The organism is Paenirhizobium naphthalenivorans, from assembly GCF_007992095.1.
GTDB classification, from domain to species: domain Bacteria; phylum Pseudomonadota; class Alphaproteobacteria; order Rhizobiales; family Rhizobiaceae; genus Allorhizobium; species Allorhizobium naphthalenivorans.
The window spans coordinates 17,103-33,717 of record NZ_BJZP01000028.1 but is presented as its reverse complement, the minus strand read 5'-3'; the positions used below and the strand labels follow the sequence as shown (position 1 = coordinate 33,717).

Here is a 16,615-nt window from a genome sequence, read left to right as displayed (position 1 = left end):
GCTGGTCATGTTGCCCTTTCATACCAGCAGGATGATGCTCACCAGCGCCGCCAATAGGACCACCGACAGCGCAATCGCAATGCGTGTGGCTCTTACGGCCCTATCCTTCTCCCACCAGTTCGTCGGCTTGATTCCCTGCACAAAAAATGTCGTCATCCCCGCCAGATTTACACAAATCAAATTTACCAGAAACAGCACGAAGGCCCCCATGGCCAAGGTAGGATGTCCGCCGCCGAACAGCAGGCCGGACGTCACTAGCGGCGGCAACAACGCCACCGCGACCATCACGCCGATCAACGCAGTCGGCACCCCCGTCGTGAACGCCAACGCGCCCGCGCAGCCTGACGCCAATGCCAGCACGATGTCGCCCAGCCCCACCCGGGTGCGCGACGCCAATTCGAGCAATGTCGGGTCCACGTCCAGCATCACGCCAATCAGCACGGACAATGCCAGCGCCGCCATAACGCCTACCGTCGCCGTCCAGAACCCCTGTCGAAGCAAGGATAGATCACCCAACGTAATGCCTAGCGACATCGCGATGTTCGGACCGAGTAGCGGCGCAATAACCATGGCTCCGATGATGACTGCCACGCTGTTGTGGCTCAGCCCAATGGCCGCCACCACCGTGGATAGCACCACGATCGCCAGATAGGTCCGCGACAATCGCGCGCCGTTCTTGATGTCCTCGTACAACTCCTCGCGGCCGATCCGCTGGGGCATTTCTTCCTCCGGCGTCATTTGTTCAGGCGTGGCAGCCGCTTCCGTTTTCGGCTCCGACTGGGCGCGCGGCAACGTCGCTTCGACAGGCAGAATCACCACCCGGTTGCCTTCCATGCTGGTGTAGCGCTTCTCCAGCAAATCCAGCACCGTTTCGCTCCGCTCCACATCCAGAAGGATGCGCAGGAGCACTTCCTCGTCCCCTAATCGGATCTGTCGATATTCAAGTACCTTGCAATCTTTGAGAAGCTCGCGGATGTCGGCGCTGTCCTTCTCCTGCAGCACCATCTCGAGCAAGCGCAGGGCCATCGGATCTCACCTCTTCGATGCGCAGTCGGACCTAGCCATCACCGTATTTCTATCCGCTTCAATAGCTCCCATACCGGCAGCGCCGTTAGGCCGCCGACAACGCCACTCAGATAGCCCGGTATGTCCGTGCTGAAGATCCATCGCCACAAGAGGCCGGCGACGAAACTCGTCACCAGCATGGTCACAACCGTAATCAGCAATCGCTGCCAAAGCGGCATATCATCACTCCCTGGTCTATCTGGGTTCCATCACGAACGAACTATTGGCACACACGTCCAGCATCTTGCCAAGCCTTCAGGCAATGGTTTCGGATAACTTGCCGATCTCCGCTGTGAGCGCCATCGCCAGCGGTTTCGGAACGTTACTCGGGCCGTGGCACACGGTGGTGGTTTTCGAAATCTCCAGATCACGGCAGCGACATCGACGAACAGGCTTGCCCTCGAGTGTTCAAGCATTGGTCACGCCATGGTCTTGGATGAACTGACGCGAGCCGGCCACGCCGGTTCTGTCCTCTTTTTTTGGGCGAGGAAACAGCACACCTTGGCGAGGCGGTGGCGAAATGGTGTTTCTTCAAACAGCGACCTCCGCCATCCCCCTTCATCAGATTAGAGCCGGCCTGTGAACAGTAGGACGAGAACGACGATCAGGATGACGCCGATATCGCCCATTACCGAAGCCGTAGCCGCTGCTGAAGCCGTCAAGCATGAAGATGACCAGTAGAATGACAAGTATTGTTCCAAGAGGCATGGTCTTCACTCCAAGGACGACGCCAACCGGCTGTCGGCAAACCGGGCATTCCATTTCTGAACCGATGCCTCGAAACCTTCGCTTTCATGTCCTAGGGCATCACCGGCGAAAGCCGAGTCGCCTGCGATGCTCTATCTATTTGTTTTTACGCAATTCTGGACGAAAAACCGCTACACACTTTTGCTGGAATTGCTCTAGACGATGGCTCGTAGGGAACTACCCAGGATAGTCAAGCCTACTTGGTTTCGACAGTAATACCGCTCCTTCCAACGTTCATCTCAATGCTACTCGTCTTCTGACGCTCTTGGAAGAAATAATAGCTCAAGACCAAGATGGCGATAACGAGCGCGCCGATGAAGAGGTAGAGAGGGTTGCGTTCATGACCGGGCCACTTCCATCATTGGGCGATACAAGTTCATCGTCGGGCAGTGCCTGCGGACGCGGTCGCTTTGCCTTCAGCGGGTGAAAATCGCCGCCAGCTGAGCCGTCCCGATCAAGCGCTTGCATGCGCGCGCCCGAGATCCGTCTGACGCAATGGAGCGACAGCATGGACAGACCGACAAAGATCAAGATTCGTTGGAGACTTGAGCCATGCGCCCTATCTTCCGTCGCACGCCGGACATTTTTGGTTACCAGTTCTGACTCTGGTTTCTGCTCCGTGCGCGTTGATGGCCGACAAAACCCTTTTGTTCAACCGTAGGGATTTGCCGGCGGCTGTGGTTCTGGCCTTATCGCCGTTCGCTGCGGAGGTCGCCGAGGGCGCGCATTGCCGTGACATTGCCGGTGGCAGCGGCGGCCTCGAAGATTTTGATTGCGTCCGCGACCATGCCGAGGTTCTGATAGGCATAGCCGCGCAACACCATTAGATCGATAGGCTCCGGCTGAAATTGGGCCCGCTGGTCGAGAAAAAGCAGCGCTTGCCTGTAGCGCCCCGCGTCGAAGGCATTGGTCACGCGCTTGGATAGGATCGCCGTTTGTAGTTCAGCGGCGCGTGACGGCGGCAGTGGTGCCCGCGCCGCAGCCACTGCAGCATTGTCGGCCAGGCCGAGCCGCAGATAAGCGAGCGACTGGCCATAGACCCCATCCGCGCGAGTTTGGCCCACGCCGCCTATGGCGACCTCGAAGCTATCTATGGCTTCCAGGGGACGATTCTTGTCCATCAGGCACCAACCGCGAGTCAGCGCTGTCTGCGGGGACAGGGTGCGCGGGTCCAGGGTATTGCTGCAACCGCGCCTCGCCGCGCCTCGCCGCGCCTTGCCGTCGGGAGCGGCGGTCAGACCAGTGGACGCGTCCGCCGCGCCACCGATCGCGGCGATGCGCGGTGAGCGATCTTTCCACTGTCGCTTGATTTCGGACACCCGTAGGGTGTTTTTCAGCTGATAAAGGGTAAGCGCCAGACCGTAGGCGGAGGGCTCGTCGTCGGGCTTCCAGGCGAGTGCGGTTTCGAACCAGCCGGCCGCTGTCGGCATTTGGTCAAAGGTGCGGGCATACCAGCCGAATTCTTGGGCCGTGGTGGCATCCTTCTGAACAATGACCTCTGCGGCAATGCGCGCCAGGATGGTCTCATCGAGAATGAGCGGCGGCTGTCGCGCCATCAGTCTGGCAGTGGCTGCGAGATAGGTCGCCTTAGTGTCGTCGGTTGCGTGTCGCAAAGCATACATCGCGTCCTCGGCCTCTTGCGGCTTATCCTCTTCAAGCAGCGTCAGGGCAAGGCCTTGCGAGGCTGCGGCCGTGTATTTCTTCGTGCGCGACGCGCGGAAGGACTTTTCTGCCTCCGCGATCTGTTTATGGCCGAGTTGGTACCAGCCAAGCAGGAGCAGGTCTGAAGCATCGCCAGTGGTTGTAGCAAGTTGCTCCAGGCGCGTGACCCAACTCGGGTCAATCACCAATTTTGGGTCCTCATTGGCATCATTGACGAAGCGGCGGGCGAGGTCGTTGCGAATTGCCTCAAACTCGCCGGCCCCGTCGATGCCCCTTCTTTCGTAGCTGAGCAATTGCTGCACCGGCTTGTAACTTAGAAGCTCGGCAGCCTTCTGCATCGTGGCCAGCCGTTCGGCCTGCTCGGTGCAGTTTTGCAGTATGTAAGCGAAGGTTTCGACACTGCGGCTCTCGCGGTCGGTTTTGACGAAGGCTTCCGCTACCCGCCAAAGCACGTCCATCTCGGCGCAGGTCAGCAGGACCGGCGTCTGAGCGGCGATATCGATGACGGCCGAATACTGTTTCATTTCCGAGGAGTTGACCAAGCGAGTTCGGGCTTCGGCGATGTCCAGCCGCTCGAGCAGGTCGGATGGCGGCTGCCAATTCGGCTCGTTGCTCTGACGTTCCGTGATCTTTCCACGCAACTCGGCGAAACTGCCGTCAGCATAGAGCTTCCACATCGCTTCCAGTTGCGTATCGTTATTGGTTGGAATCGCGAGCGGGTCGGCCGGCGGCACCCAATTAGGATAGAGCGCCTGCAGGCGGGCGATCTCGACCTTGAGCCGCTTGGTGTCGCCATGGCTGGCAAAATAGCGCAGGGCGCTCTCGTCAACCACTGGTCGGCTCGATGATGCCGCCGGTGCCGGCTGGCCAGCGGGTGCCTGGCCAGCCGGCGACTCCGCTTGCCCGACCGGTTGCGCTGGAGCGGAAGGCTGGATGGTCGCAGGCGTTTCGGCATCATTGCCGGCCTGCGCTTGTGCAATGATGTCGCTGCCGGCCGCGCTTGCATTTCTGGCGACGGTAGGTGATTGGCGGGGTAGCTCCGGTCTTTCGCTAAGGCGGGCGGCGATTGCAGCGGCATCGCCTGACTGTTCAACCGCACCAGAATCGCGCGGTTGGTCGATGCCGAAGAGCGGTATTTCTCTCAAGTTGAGGCCGTGCTCTACCGCAATGGTGAGCACTGATACAGCAACTGCCATGGCGATGGCCATCAAGAAAGAGTTCAAAGACACTCCGGGTGTTTCTCCGCGACAAATGCCAACCCCAAGAGTTGCAGGGTTGAGGGATAGTAAAGAGCTGGCGTAAAACGCTGGCTCGACTGCGGCAGTTGTGCTCCATCGACTACACACGCCACAATATGGTTGATTATGCGGTAACCGGGATCCGGCAGCGCCTCCTTGGCGGTACCTGTCGAAAGGTCGATGGTGGCTGGCGTCCTGTCGGCGGTGGTCATGCCCTCAGCAAGGCGCGCCAGCAGCGGTTTATCTTCTATACCGGCGCGCATCAGGTAAAGCGGGATGCGGATGGAATTGTAGCCGAACTCCTTTTCGAAGCCGAACGCCGGCTTGGGCGTTTCCGACAGGCTGACCCAATCCGCCGGCAGCCGGCGCGGGCCGAACTGCATGATCGCGTGCAGGCCCTGCCCGTCGCGGAAAAGCTTCGACCAGGCATCGGAGGGCGCAAGCGCCGCCATCACCGGGATCGCCTCATAGATCCAGTAGGAGGGGTTGACTACCGGTCCATCCTTGCGCTGGGAAACGGAAAAGCCGTCGGTCGCGGGCAGCAGCAGTGTCCGTCCTTTGGAGGTGACGACGACCTCTTTCAGCAGTGTGCGGGCGATCTTGGCGGCAATGCGAAGATAGTCGTCGCGGTGCCAGGCATAGCCCGCAAGCGCCAGAGAGTAGGCAATTAGAACATCGCCGTCGCTGGCATTGTTGACGTCGCTTACATGGGGATGGCTGGCCGGATCCCAGCGCCAGGCGGCAAGTCCATCATCGCGCACCATCAGTTCGGTGCGGGTGAAATACCAGATCTGTTCGAAGTCGTCCGGGCTGTTCGCCAAATAGGCGAGCAGCAGTCCATAGCCTTGCCCCTCACTGTGGCTGATATTGCCGTTGGCGTTGTCGACGATACGGCCGTTTTCCTCAAGGAACATCCGCTTGTAAGCCGCCCAGTTTTCTGGTTCCACACCCGGCTGCACCGCTGCGGCGGCTGGAAAACCGATGACGGAGGCAAGCAGTCCTACGATCAATCGACGTGAGGCTTTCATTTTTGTCTCCCGAAGACGGCGAGTAGCCAGCGGGTGGTGACGCCAACCAGCAGCGCCAGAACGACCAGCAGAAAAGCGTAGAAAAGAATGTTCGTCGACAACCAGTTCGCCGCGATCAGGCGGTAGTTGGCCAGTGCCCATGGCTGCGTCCCGAAGAAAGTGAGCCGCGTTTGGGTGATGGCCTGCACTTTGCCAGTCTCGGCCGAATAGGTGGTGATGCGGCCGGACACGTCGGACCAGTTGGCGATTGTGGTAAGGGCGTTCAGTCCCTGGCGCAGGTCCTTCGCCGAGGGCGCCGTCACCAGCGTCCATTCGGCGGTGCCGTTGGGACTGACACCTTGGGCGATCATTGTGGTGATCGAATTGGATGGCTCGAAGATGGCCGGTTGCTGCGGAATGAATTGCAGCGAGTTGAGAGAGATGTCGAAATTGCGCAGCGTCCACTCTTGAAATGCGGTAATCCGGCCACGCCAACTGTCGCCCGTGACCCGCGATCGCCAGCTGTCGAAAATGGCTCCGGTATCAGCATCGGTGGCTTGCACATTGGCGGCCGGCCGCCACTCGGTCACGGCCGAGGAGGAGATGTTGAGCTGTGACAGCAGTGTGGGCGCTAGCTGCGAGATCGGCCCGATGAATATGGCATTGTGGTTGCCGACGCTGCTGATGGAAGTGGTGATGTCAAGCGAGATTGGCCGACCTGCTGCCATCGCGATCTTCGCCAACAACGTGGCCGACGCCGACAGCATATCGGCGTCGATGCGGTTCATGTAGAGCGAGGTTGGCAAGGCGCCCTCTCCATAGGGGAAACCCAACCAAGACATTGCCGCTAGATTCGGCCGCTGGCCGATTCGCGCGAAATCGGGCATGTGGAACTCAGAGGTGTCGAAAATTGCAATACGGGCGGTTCTCGAAGCGGGCGCTCCCGGGGCGCAGGTGATGTCCGCCTGGGTGGTAACGTTGGCCTCGATGTCGATATGATTGAGGCCCGGTTTGAAATGGCGCATCGTGACAAGGATCGGCAGGTGGCGGAAAATGCCACCATCTCTAGCGGTGATCGCCTCGGTCGAGGCGATCTGGCCGTTGACATAGACGTCGATATGACTGCCGGGCAGCACCGCGTCCGAATAGGCTGCATCAAGCAGGATCGTGGCTTGGCCATAAGCGTTGGCGTAGAAATCCGCAGGCACGGCCACATTGAAGCCGGTGCGCAACCGCCGGCCGGAAAACTCGATGGTCTTTGGGCCGAGTTCCGCGAAGGTGAGCCGGCTGTCTGAGAACAGTATAGGCGCCTCGGGCTCACTCCAGTGCTTGGTCATCACGGTGGCGCGCAGAACGGTACTTGCCCTGTCGACGGGGCTCACCAGAGTGTCAATGGCCGTGCTGATCGCCTGCCATGAGGGCCCACTGATGAGCAGCACCGGTGCGCCACCGTCGGGCGCTGCAATGAAGGTCGCGAGCGGTCCGTTTTCGACTGCAGTGGGCAGTGCCGACAGCAGCGATCGCAGTTCGACGGCGGTGCCGACGAATATGCGCAGCCTGCCCTGTCCGTCCGGCGGTGTGCTGGCGGTGGTGAAGGAATAGCGCTGACCCGGCATCCCGCTTAGCAGCGCCAACCCTTGCACCAGACGCAGCAGCGGTTGTGTGGTGCCAGATTGCTCGAGCGCGGGCACCACTAAGTCGAACTGCGTTGCACCCGTCTGGTCGAGGCCCACAGCCCTGATCGCGTCCGTACCCGGTAGCGCGAATTTGTCCGCGGTGTCGAAGCTTAGATAGGTTGCTGTCGCATCGACATTTGCCCAGAGTTCGTACGTGGAGTCGATGCTACAGTCTGTGCGATGGCGCAGATCCGACTGCAGGGTCAGCAGATTGGTGCCGGGCTGGAGAAGGTTCGGCGGAATGGTGAAAGGTATAGTTGAGACCGCGTCGGGGGAGCCGACTGCTTCTTGACCGACCAATTGGTTGTTGACGAAGACGGACAGCTCGGAGGCCTCCGGTGCGACGACCACGGCGTTCCGGTAGCCGATATTGAGCTGTGCCCGGCTGGCCGCCTCCTCCTGTGTCAGGTAAACTGACCAAGACTTCCTGTCATATTCACCCTCGAAGGTCATCTGCGGGAAGGGTGCGATGTAGCGCGTGGTTGTGCCGGAGGACGTCTCCACCGCCGCGCCTGTGCGCCTTGCCTGCGGATGCGACAATGGCCGCGCGCCGGCAGCCGGCGGCAAAGCATTGGGGGCGGGCGGGGATTGAGGTTGGGGCTGAGGCTCAGTTGGTGTCATCGGCAGCCGCACGGGCGGAACGTCGACCGGCCGCTCGCGTGACATGTCGAAGGGGGCTACCTGGGCGCAGGCGATCGCGGGTGTCCAGATGCTGATCAGGGCGACGGAGAGCAGTCGTCTCATGCCTGAACTCCCTCTGCCTGCTTAGTTTTTTCGGCCTCGCTTTCCGGGCGTAGGCTGCGGAACAGGTACACCAGACCGCGGCTGGTCTGGTAAGCGGACAACGATAGGAACTGGAGGGTTCCTCTGATGACACCAGGGTTGCGGCGACGGGATTGCTGGAATTGGGTCCACTGGTCGGCGTTGGCGAAGATGAGATCGGCAATCATGCGGTGGTCGTGTGCTGAGGTCGGTGCGTATTTGCAACCGATGCGAGTCAGTTTGTCCGCAGTCTGGATGTCGCGAATATTGACGGGAAGAGTCGCCATTTCGGTATCACCGTCAATCTGGAAACGGATCAACGCATCGGATCCTCGGTCGATGGCATGCAGCTCGTCGTTGAAGACGCGCAACGCGGCGCCGTTCACGGAGACATTTTCGATCCAGCCGTCATGCCAGACATCGTTAAGTTGGATCTGACAGCGCCGCTGTACTTGGACGCGGCGGGAGGACTGGCGCTCGCCGCGCTCCGAAACGGCGCCAAGCGCGCAGCCGGAAAGAATGAGGTTGAACACGTTCCAGCCGCCGACCACGAGCGTGATGTCCGCCTTGTATGGCTCGGCGTAGACCCGGTAGATGGTAAGGGCGAGGGCTATGATCTGCACAGCAAAGATGACGAAGAAAGGGCGGCTGATCTCGGACAGCCGGCTGACTTTGATGCTCTCGTCCTTGGCGGTAACCTTGAAGCTCGGCTTCCTCGGATTTATCAACGCCGAGGTGACTGCTGGCAGAAGATGTATGGTCTGGACGTATTCGTAAAGTTCGGAGATCCAGGGCCAGCGAAACGAGCCGAACAGATAGTTCTGTATCATTAGATTCACAAGCATATATGCCAGTGTATAGGCGAGGAATTCGCCACCCGAAGCGGTAAAGATCTTCAGGTCGAAAAAGAGATAAAACAGCGGCGCGAAGAGGAACATCGTGCGCGAAAAGGGGAATAGCCAGAACAGCGTCGATGACATGTAACAAAGGCGCTGGGCGACGGTCAGGCCACGTTTCAGCGGTGGGAAACGGAACATCAGGATCTGTATCATGCCCTGCGCCCAGCGGCTGCGTTGACCGATGAAGCTTGCAAAAGTCGCCGGCTGAAGACCGGCGACCAGCGGTCTGTCGACATAGACGCTATTCCAACCGCTGGCATGCAGTTCCAACGCGGTCTCGCAATCCTCGGTGATGCTGATTCCGCTGAACCCATGCGTGGTTTCCAGCGCTTCGCGCCGCAGCACCGCCGCCGAACCGCAGAAGAATGATGCGTTCCACTTGTCGAGCCCACGTTGGATGATGCCGTAAAACATCTCGTTTTCGCTTGGCATGTGCTCGAAGGTCCGCAGGTTGCGTTCGATCGGATCCGGATTGATGAAGAAATGTGGTGTCTGAACCAGAAAAAGCTTCGGATCATCGGCGAAGTAGCCGACCGTTTCGGTGAGAAATTCGCGTGCTGGCGCGTGATCGGCGTCGAACACGGCGATGAGTTCTCCGGTTGAGTGTTTCATGCCATTGTTGAGGTTGCCGGCCTTGGCGTGTTCGTTGCGCTCGCGGGTAAGGTAACGCACGCCGAGTTCTTCACAGAGTTCGTGCAATTGTGTATATCGCGCGACTGCCGTCTTTGCCTCGACGAGATTGTTCGAGTTCCGCTTCTGATCGGTGCCGCCATCGTCGAGTAACCAGACCTGAACCTTGTCGTGTGGATAATCCATCGCCTTGGCGGCCGACAGCGTATTCGCCAGCAGAGTCGCGTCTTCATTGTAGGTCGGCACGAAGACATCGACTTGCGGGATCTGCTCAAGCGTTCCGATCGTGCGGAACGGGCGGGAGGGCAGCGGCATGGCAACGACGAACAGGCTCAGTAGCAGCATCATCACGTTGTAGATTTCCGCTAGATAGAGCAGAAAACCAGGGATGAAGTCTTGTGGCTGGTTTAGCGGCGGCAGGGTGCTGGTGGTCCGCCAGTAGACATAGCGTAGGATGATCGTCATGCCTAAGGCGAGCGCAACCAGCCGCCAGGTTCCTGTGGCTTTTAGCATTTTTATTGCTGCCATGATGGAGAACACGACGAAGCCAGCGATCAACTGCGTCTGCATATTGACCGGCAGCGTGACCGTCACCAGCAGGCAGGCCAAAACGACCAACCAAATCAGAGTGGTGCGTATTCCTGCAAATACCATTGTTCCTCTGGTTCTTTTCACGAAAACGCCATCAGGCGCTGCCGAGTCATCGAGGAGGCTTAGTACTATGGGCAGTCGTTACCGGCGGTGCTGGCCACTCAATTGGGCAAGGGCACGACCGGCAGTGCGCTTTGGGTACCGTAAACCATTGGGGGCAATGGAACAAGTGGACCGCTCTGTGGTTGAGACTCAGTGGGCCGCTGATCTGGATTTTTCCGAACCGGTGGAGGTTGGGGACTGTCGCTTTTCGGCACGTCGGCGGGCTTTCGCACTGGCTGCGGTGCCGGGACACGGGCTTCAGCTGACACGGGATAGATCGGATGATCCAGAGCACCGACGGTTTGATTGGCACGCGCGGCGGGGCCATAGGGATTCCAGCTTTTGCCGCTGAAAGCGCCAACGATGGTTAATCCGTACATCGTCTCCAGCAACTGCTGTTCATTGGCAAGACTGTCGCAGAGCCGCAGTCTGATCTGGATGAGGCCGAGGTTGCTCAGTGCGCTACGTGCTTCGCCGTTTGACCGGATCTGCTGCCAGCCATAGATGCAAACGTCACCGTTGTTGCTGGTGCCCGAGGCATAGGCGAAGGGACCGTAGTTATTTTGGAGGTATAATGGCGAACGTCGCATGGCGATGCCGGGCAGATCGCGCCGCATCTCACGCAGGATGGTGGTCTCCGGTTTCAACGCCGGCGAAAGCAGGCGTCCATTGCTGGGGCTTCCCGAAGATGTACCGACGAACTGTACTTTGATCGCGTTCTGCCCGTTCACCGACGATGTGGTGTGCAGTGCGATAATCTGTTCGGTGCCATTGGCATAATTATTCTCGATGACCCCGACGATCGCTGGTCCACCCGGTGGCGGAAATACCAGCGCGCTTGTTCTCGCAACCTGCTCCGCCGCTGTATTGCGCATGACCGTCCCGCCCGTCCCACAACCAGTGAGCAGAACGAAGGACGATAACATCAATGGGACTGTTAGCAATCGCATCTTACAGGCCATCACCTTCCTACCTACGGTAAGGCCTCTGCCGACTACCGGGCTCAGGTTACACAGGCTAGATTGACAAGCGTAATCGATTGTTAACCATATTTCGACTTTTAACTAACATGCAATCATGCGGTGCACGAAAGGGCAGAGAGATCTGGCGACTTGTCCGCAGATGCTGCCGGGCTTTTGCCTTGTTCCATGAGGTGCTCTCCGGAGCTTTGGTGCATCTCCGCCCGGAGCACTGAATAGCCCTGCAGTCTGGGTCAGCGAGAAGAAGCCATCGTCAGCCTGAAGCGCTTGAGCGAAACAAGGAAGAAGAGCGCACTCAATCCGACCATGACCACCAGGTCGACCCAGACCGTTTCCAGACCCGCCCCACGATAGAGGATGGCTTGAGCAAAGGCGACGAAATGCGTTGACGGAGACGCCTGCATGATATTCTGCAACCAGACAGGCATGCTCTCCATCGGTGTGATGCTGCCCGACAGCAGATTCATGATGACCAAAACCGGCAGTGCCAGCAGCCCGAATTGTGGCATCGAGGTCGTGAAGGTGGCCAGAAGAATGCCAAGCCCGGTCACGGAGACCAGATAGAGAACCGATCCAGTGACAAACAGCGGGATCGAACCGGCGACCGGAACGCCCAGAAGCGTCTGGACCACCAGCCAAAGCGACAGCACCGCCGCGATGATGATGGCCAGGCCGTTGGCCCAGATCTTGGCCACCATGATTTCCGACGGACTAACCGGCATCACCAGGAGATGCTCGATTGTGCCATGCTCGCGTTCCCGGATCAGGGCCGCGCCGGTCAGCAGCACCGACAGAATGGTGATATTGTTGATGATCTGCATGACGGACGAAAACCATACCGAATTCAGGTTCGGATTGAATTTCGGCGTTACCACCAGATTGATCGGCATAGCCGTTGTGCTGTCGTCGCCGGATACGAATTTCGCGACTTCCTCGCTGATGATCTGCTGTAGGAAGACTGCGCCGTTACCGGCCTGTGCCATGGCCGTAGCATCGACGTTCAACTGGATTTGTGGTTGCCGCCCCGCCAGAACATCGGCTTCGAAACTCGGAGGGAAGGACAATACGAAAACATAGCGCCCGCTATCCATCATGCTATCGACCTGATTGGCGGCGATTGGTTCGGGAGCATTGAATGTGGGGGGCAGGATAGCACCCAGAATACGCCCGGTCAGAGCCGAGCGATCATAATCCACGTAAGCAACGGAGGCATTGGCGACCTCCAGCTTGGCGCCGGTTGCCACCGAATACACAGCAAGGGTGAATACATAAAAAATGAGAATGATCAGGGCCGGATCGGCGCGCAGGCTGCTCAGTTCCTTGAGGCCGAGGCGGAAGACGTTGGAGAGCCATTGCTGCATGTCATCTCTCCTGTTTCTTTAGCGCCAATATCGACACGGCGATAAACAAAACCGCAAAGCCTGCCAGCATCACGTGGTTTGGCCAGAGTTCCGAAAAGCCGAGGCTTTTCGTGAAGGTTCCGACACTGATCTGTTCATACCAGGCCGAAGGAAAAGCGACGCCGATCAACCAGCCGCCGCCTGACAGTGACGATACCGGCACGATCAGACCAGAGAAGTTGACGGCCGGAATGATCGCGATGACCGCCGCCGCGAACGTTGCGGCCACCTGTGTTCGCGTGAAAGCCGAGATCAGCAAGCCAAAGGCGGTTGTCGCCAATACGTAGAGCAATGTGCCGGCCAGGAGTGCCATGACCGAACCTTTGATAGGTACGCCGAAAATAATGTAGGATACGATAAGTAGTGTCAGAAAACTCACCAGTGCGATGGCGACATAAGGCAATTGCTTGCCCAGGATGAACTCTGTGCGTGTAACCGGCGTCGAACGGAAGTTGGCGATTGATCCCGTTTCCTTTTCGCGCACGACCCCCATGGCAGCCATCATCGAGGGAATCAGCACCAGCATCAGCATGATGACGGAGGGGATCATCGAGAAGACGCTCTCGAAGGATTGGTTGTAGCGAAACCGCGTCTCGATACTGGCTGCGGATGTGTCGATGATGCGACCATAGGTTTGCGCGATCTGGGCTTCCATATAGGCCTTTTCCAGACCGAGCAGATAGCCGCGCATGGTTTCGGCTCGAAACGGCATGGCGCCGTCGACAGAAATACTGATCTCGGGCCGATGGCCAAGCAGCATGTCGCGGCCAAAATTCGGAGGGACTTCGATCGCAATCGCCAGTTCCGCACTCTTCATGCGCGCTTCGAGTTCGGCAGAGCTGTGCGCCGCAGGTTGTTCCGCAAAGTAGCGCGAGCCCGAGAAACTCTCCAGCAGCTGTCGGCTTTCGATGCTCTGATCGCGGTCGTAGACGGCATAGGGCAGGGATGTCACATCAAATGAAATGCCGTAGCCGAACGTCAGCATCAGGATGATCGGACCCAAAAAGGCGAAGGTCAAGCGCAGGGGATCACGCAGGATTTCCACCGTTTCGCGGCGCGCGAAAGCCCACAGGCGGGCCGGATCGAAATCCCTGTGTCTCGTGGTCGCCGAGGCGTGGACAGCATCCTCCAGATTGGTGGGCAGCGGCGTCGCTTCATCCTCTGCGGCGCCCGACGCTGCGCGAAGATAGCTGACAAAGGCATTTTCCAGATTGCCCGATCCTTTGTCCCTCGCCAGATCAGCCGGCGCGCCGATGGCAAGCACTTTGCCCGCATGCATGAGCGAAATCCGGTCGCAGCGCTCGGCCTCGTTCATGAAGTGTGTGGAAACGAAAATGGTAACGCCGTGGTTGCGCGAAAGGTCGATGAGATGTTGCCAGAACGCATCCCGTGCGATCGGATCGACGCCTGAGGTCGGCTCGTCGAGAATGAGGATCTCCGGGGCATGGATGATGGCGACGGCAAGCTGCAGTCGTTGCCGGATACCCAGCGGCAAAGAGTCTGGACGCTTGTCGGCATCGTCGAGCAAGTCAAATGTGGTCAGCATCTCGGTGACGCGGGCCGCGCGTGTCTCCACTGGCAGCCGGTAGAGTTCGGCGTGCATCTCAAGATTCCTGCGGACCGTCAGTTCGCTGTAGAGTGAGAAGGATTGCGACATGTAGCCGACCCGTTGGCGGGTCGCCATGTCGCCGGCATCCAGTGGCTCGCCGAACAGCAGGGCCTTACCTTCACTTGCCGGCAACAAGCCGGTCAGCATCTTCATCGTTGTCGTCTTGCCGCAGCCGTTCGATCCTAGGAAACCGAAAATCTCGCCTCGCTCGATCTGGAAGTCGACGTGGTCGACCGCGACAAAATCGCCAAACCGGCAGGTCAGCCCCTGGGCCTCGATGGCAGGCGGCCCATCGTTATGCTGGCGCGGCGGCACAACGACGTTGTGATGCCCTTGCCGTTCGGTCTCTGGCAAGAGGGCGACAAACGCCTTCTCCAGAGTCGCCTCGCCCGTCTGGTCACGAATTTCAGCTGGTGTGCCGGTTGCGATTACTCTGCCGGCGGATATGGCGGCAAGCCAGTCGAAGCGCTCGGCCTCCTCCATGTAGGCGGTGGCGACGATAACGCTCATGGTTGGACGCTGTTTGCGGATTTCGTCGATCAGCTCCCAGAACTGCCGGCGCGACAACGGATCGACACCCGTGGTCGGCTCATCGAGGATCAGCAGATCGGGGTCATGGATCAGCGCTGAACAAAGCGACAGCTTTTGCTTCATGCCGCCCGAGAGCTTTCCGGCGGGTCGGTTGGGAAACTGGCTGAGACCGGTGGCCCGTAAAAGGGCGTTGATGCGGGCACGGCGTTCGCCTTCGGATTGGCCGAACAGGCGACCGAAGAAGTCGAGGTTTTCAAAGACTGTGAGCGTCGGATAGAGATTGCGGCCGAGCCCCTGCGGCATGTATGCGATGCGATGGTTGCAGGCTCTCAGGTGATTGCCGTCCCGCATGTTGCCATCCAGGACGATCACATCGCCGCTTTGCAACTCTTTGACTCCGGCGATCAAGGCCAGAAGCGTCGATTTCCCGACGCCGTCCGGTCCGATCAACCCTGCCATACAGCCCGCGGGGATTGTAAGCGTCACATCCTGTAATGCCGGGATTGTACGGTATCGGTGGGTAACCGACGACAGGCGAGCGACCGCGGCACTGGTCATTGCGGCAGCTTCACCGCAAGTGTGTCGGGCCAGGTCTTTGTATCATCAACGCGGACATAGCCGACGCCAGCCACACCAGCTTTGGCCTGTTCCTGGTATTTTTCCAGCAGCTTAGGAGGAATCGTGAGCTTGATCTTGAACATAAGCTGTTCCCGCTCATCACTGGTCTCCACCGTTTTCGGTGTGAACTGCGCGGTGCTCGCGACAAATGTCACCGTGGCCGGAATAACGTATTGTGGGATCGGGTCGAGAATGATGCGCGCTTCCGAACCGATTGGCAGAAGACCGGCTTCCGCAGCGGGCAGGTATATTGTCATGTAGATGTCGGTTAGGTCGGTCAACGTCACAACCTTACCGCCTGCAGCAACCACTTCACCGGCCTTTGCGAGGATGTACTGAACTCGGCCGCTATGGGGGGCCGTCAGGTCGGCATCGGCCCTGACACTGTTGAGGCGATCCACCGCGGCATTGGCGGACGCGATCGTCGCTGTTGCCAGATCGATACCGGCCTTGGCGGCCTCCACGCCAGCCTGCGCGGTGGTCATTGTGGTCTTCACCTGTTCAAGCTGTTCCTGGGACGCATGCCCACCATCGGCCAGCGCCTGGATCCGCGCCAGCGTTGATGTGGCAAACGTTAGCTCGGAATTGCGCTGGTTGAGTAAAGCTTCTGCCTGGAGCTTTTGCTGCTGTGCCTGCACGACCGCAGCTTCGGCCTGATGAAGCTGGGCGTCGATTTCGACCGCATCCATCTGCGCGACAAGATCGCCCTCTTCCACCCATTGTCCCTCGGAAACGAGGATCTTCGCGATGCGGCCGGCCAGCTTGGTCGAGACATCGATGCGCTCGGCTTCAATGCGCCCGTTGCTCATGGCAAAACCAACCGGAATTTCGTCCTTTTGTGTGGTGACCCAGTAGGCATAAGCGCCTCCCGATATCACGATCAGGACGGCGGCGATTAGGCCATATTGTTTCCATTGCATCATTCCATTCCCCAATTCTAACGACCATTTGCCGGTCCGACCCTCCCACACTCAGTCTGCTGGAGGCCAGTTCGCACAGGCTGGAAGTCTCTTTGCCAGATGCAGTGGCGTAACAGTGAGTCCGGCCCCACACAATCTCTCATACATTTAGGGTCCGGCGCTCGTCACGACCTTGATT

General features: G+C 59.0%; 10 protein-coding genes. All 10 read right to left on the bottom strand.

Annotation, left to right across the window (positions count from 1 at the left end):
• Positions 1–18 precede the first annotated feature (18 nt).
• Entirely contained in the window at positions 19–1,026 is a 1,008-nt protein-coding gene (locus RNA01_RS19750; RefSeq protein WP_210245786.1) for a TIGR00341 family protein, read from the bottom strand.
• Positions 1,027–1,064: 38 nt separating this feature from the next.
• On the bottom strand, positions 1,065–1,244 hold the full coding sequence (locus RNA01_RS19745) for a hypothetical protein (RefSeq protein WP_147181877.1): 180 nt from the start codon (positions 1,242–1,244) through the stop codon (positions 1,065–1,067).
• Positions 1,245–2,501: 1,257 nt separating this feature from the next.
• On the bottom strand, positions 2,502–4,697 hold the full coding sequence (locus RNA01_RS19735) for a cellulose synthase (RefSeq protein ID WP_147181876.1): 2,196 nt from the start codon (positions 4,695–4,697) through the stop codon (positions 2,502–2,504).
• Positions 4,694–5,740, bottom strand: a complete 1,047-nt coding sequence (locus RNA01_RS19730; RefSeq protein ID WP_147181875.1) for a family 8 glycosyl hydrolase — start codon at positions 5,738–5,740, stop codon at positions 4,694–4,696. The genes RNA01_RS19735 and RNA01_RS19730 overlap by 4 nt, the downstream gene beginning before the upstream one ends.
• Positions 5,737–8,139, bottom strand: a complete 2,403-nt coding sequence (locus tag RNA01_RS19725; RefSeq protein ID WP_147181874.1) for a cellulose biosynthesis cyclic di-GMP-binding regulatory protein BcsB — start codon at positions 8,137–8,139, stop codon at positions 5,737–5,739. Before RNA01_RS19725 ends, RNA01_RS19730 begins: the two co-directional genes overlap by 4 nt.
• On the bottom strand, positions 8,136–10,340 hold the full coding sequence (gene bcsA / locus RNA01_RS19720) for a UDP-forming cellulose synthase catalytic subunit (RefSeq protein ID WP_147181873.1): 2,205 nt from the start codon (positions 10,338–10,340) through the stop codon (positions 8,136–8,138). The genes RNA01_RS19725 and bcsA overlap by 4 nt, the downstream gene beginning before the upstream one ends.
• Before the next feature lie 98 nt (positions 10,341–10,438).
• Positions 10,439–11,254: a cellulose biosynthesis protein BcsN gene (gene bcsN, locus RNA01_RS19715; RefSeq protein ID WP_170253565.1), complete on the bottom strand. Its 816-nt coding sequence runs from the start codon at positions 11,252–11,254 to the stop codon at positions 10,439–10,441.
• A gap of 338 nt (positions 11,255–11,592) precedes the next feature.
• Positions 11,593–12,720: an ABC transporter permease gene (locus tag RNA01_RS19710; RefSeq protein ID WP_147181871.1), complete on the bottom strand. Its 1,128-nt coding sequence runs from the start codon at positions 12,718–12,720 to the stop codon at positions 11,593–11,595.
• Position 12,721: 1 nt separating this feature from the next.
• The gene (gene rbbA, locus RNA01_RS19705; protein WP_147181870.1) at positions 12,722–15,457 is read right to left on the bottom strand and encodes a ribosome-associated ATPase/putative transporter RbbA; all 2,736 of its coding nucleotides are present in this window, start codon (positions 15,455–15,457) and stop codon (positions 12,722–12,724) included.
• Positions 15,454–16,488, bottom strand: a complete 1,035-nt coding sequence (locus tag RNA01_RS19700) for an HlyD family secretion protein (protein ID WP_235916791.1) — start codon at positions 16,486–16,488, stop codon at positions 15,454–15,456. Before RNA01_RS19700 ends, rbbA begins: the two co-directional genes overlap by 4 nt.
• Positions 16,489–16,615 lie beyond the last annotated feature (127 nt).

What these genes read in the sequence shown, in the direction of transcription:
- rbbA (WP_147181870.1), bottom strand. Translation starts at nt 15,457, where the DNA reads ATGACCAGTGCCGCGGTCGCTCGCCTGTCGTCGGTTACCCACCGATAC.
- RNA01_RS19750 (WP_210245786.1), bottom strand. Translation starts at nt 1,026, where the DNA reads ATGGCCCTGCGCTTGCTCGAGATGGTGCTGCAGGAGAAGGACAGCGCC.
- bcsA (WP_147181873.1), bottom strand. Translation starts at nt 10,340, where the DNA reads ATGGTATTTGCAGGAATACGCACCACTCTGATTTGGTTGGTCGTTTTG.
- bcsN (WP_170253565.1), bottom strand. Translation starts at nt 11,254, where the DNA reads ATGCGCAATACAGCGGCGGAGCAGGTTGCGAGAACAAGCGCGCTGGTA.
- RNA01_RS19710 (WP_147181871.1), bottom strand. Translation starts at nt 12,720, where the DNA reads ATGCAGCAATGGCTCTCCAACGTCTTCCGCCTCGGCCTCAAGGAACTG.
- RNA01_RS19745 (WP_147181877.1), bottom strand. Translation starts at nt 1,244, where the DNA reads ATGCCGCTTTGGCAGCGATTGCTGATTACGGTTGTGACCATGCTGGTG.
- RNA01_RS19730 (WP_147181875.1), bottom strand. Translation starts at nt 5,740, where the DNA reads ATGAAAGCCTCACGTCGATTGATCGTAGGACTGCTTGCCTCCGTCATC.
- RNA01_RS19725 (WP_147181874.1), bottom strand. Translation starts at nt 8,139, where the DNA reads ATGAGACGACTGCTCTCCGTCGCCCTGATCAGCATCTGGACACCCGCG.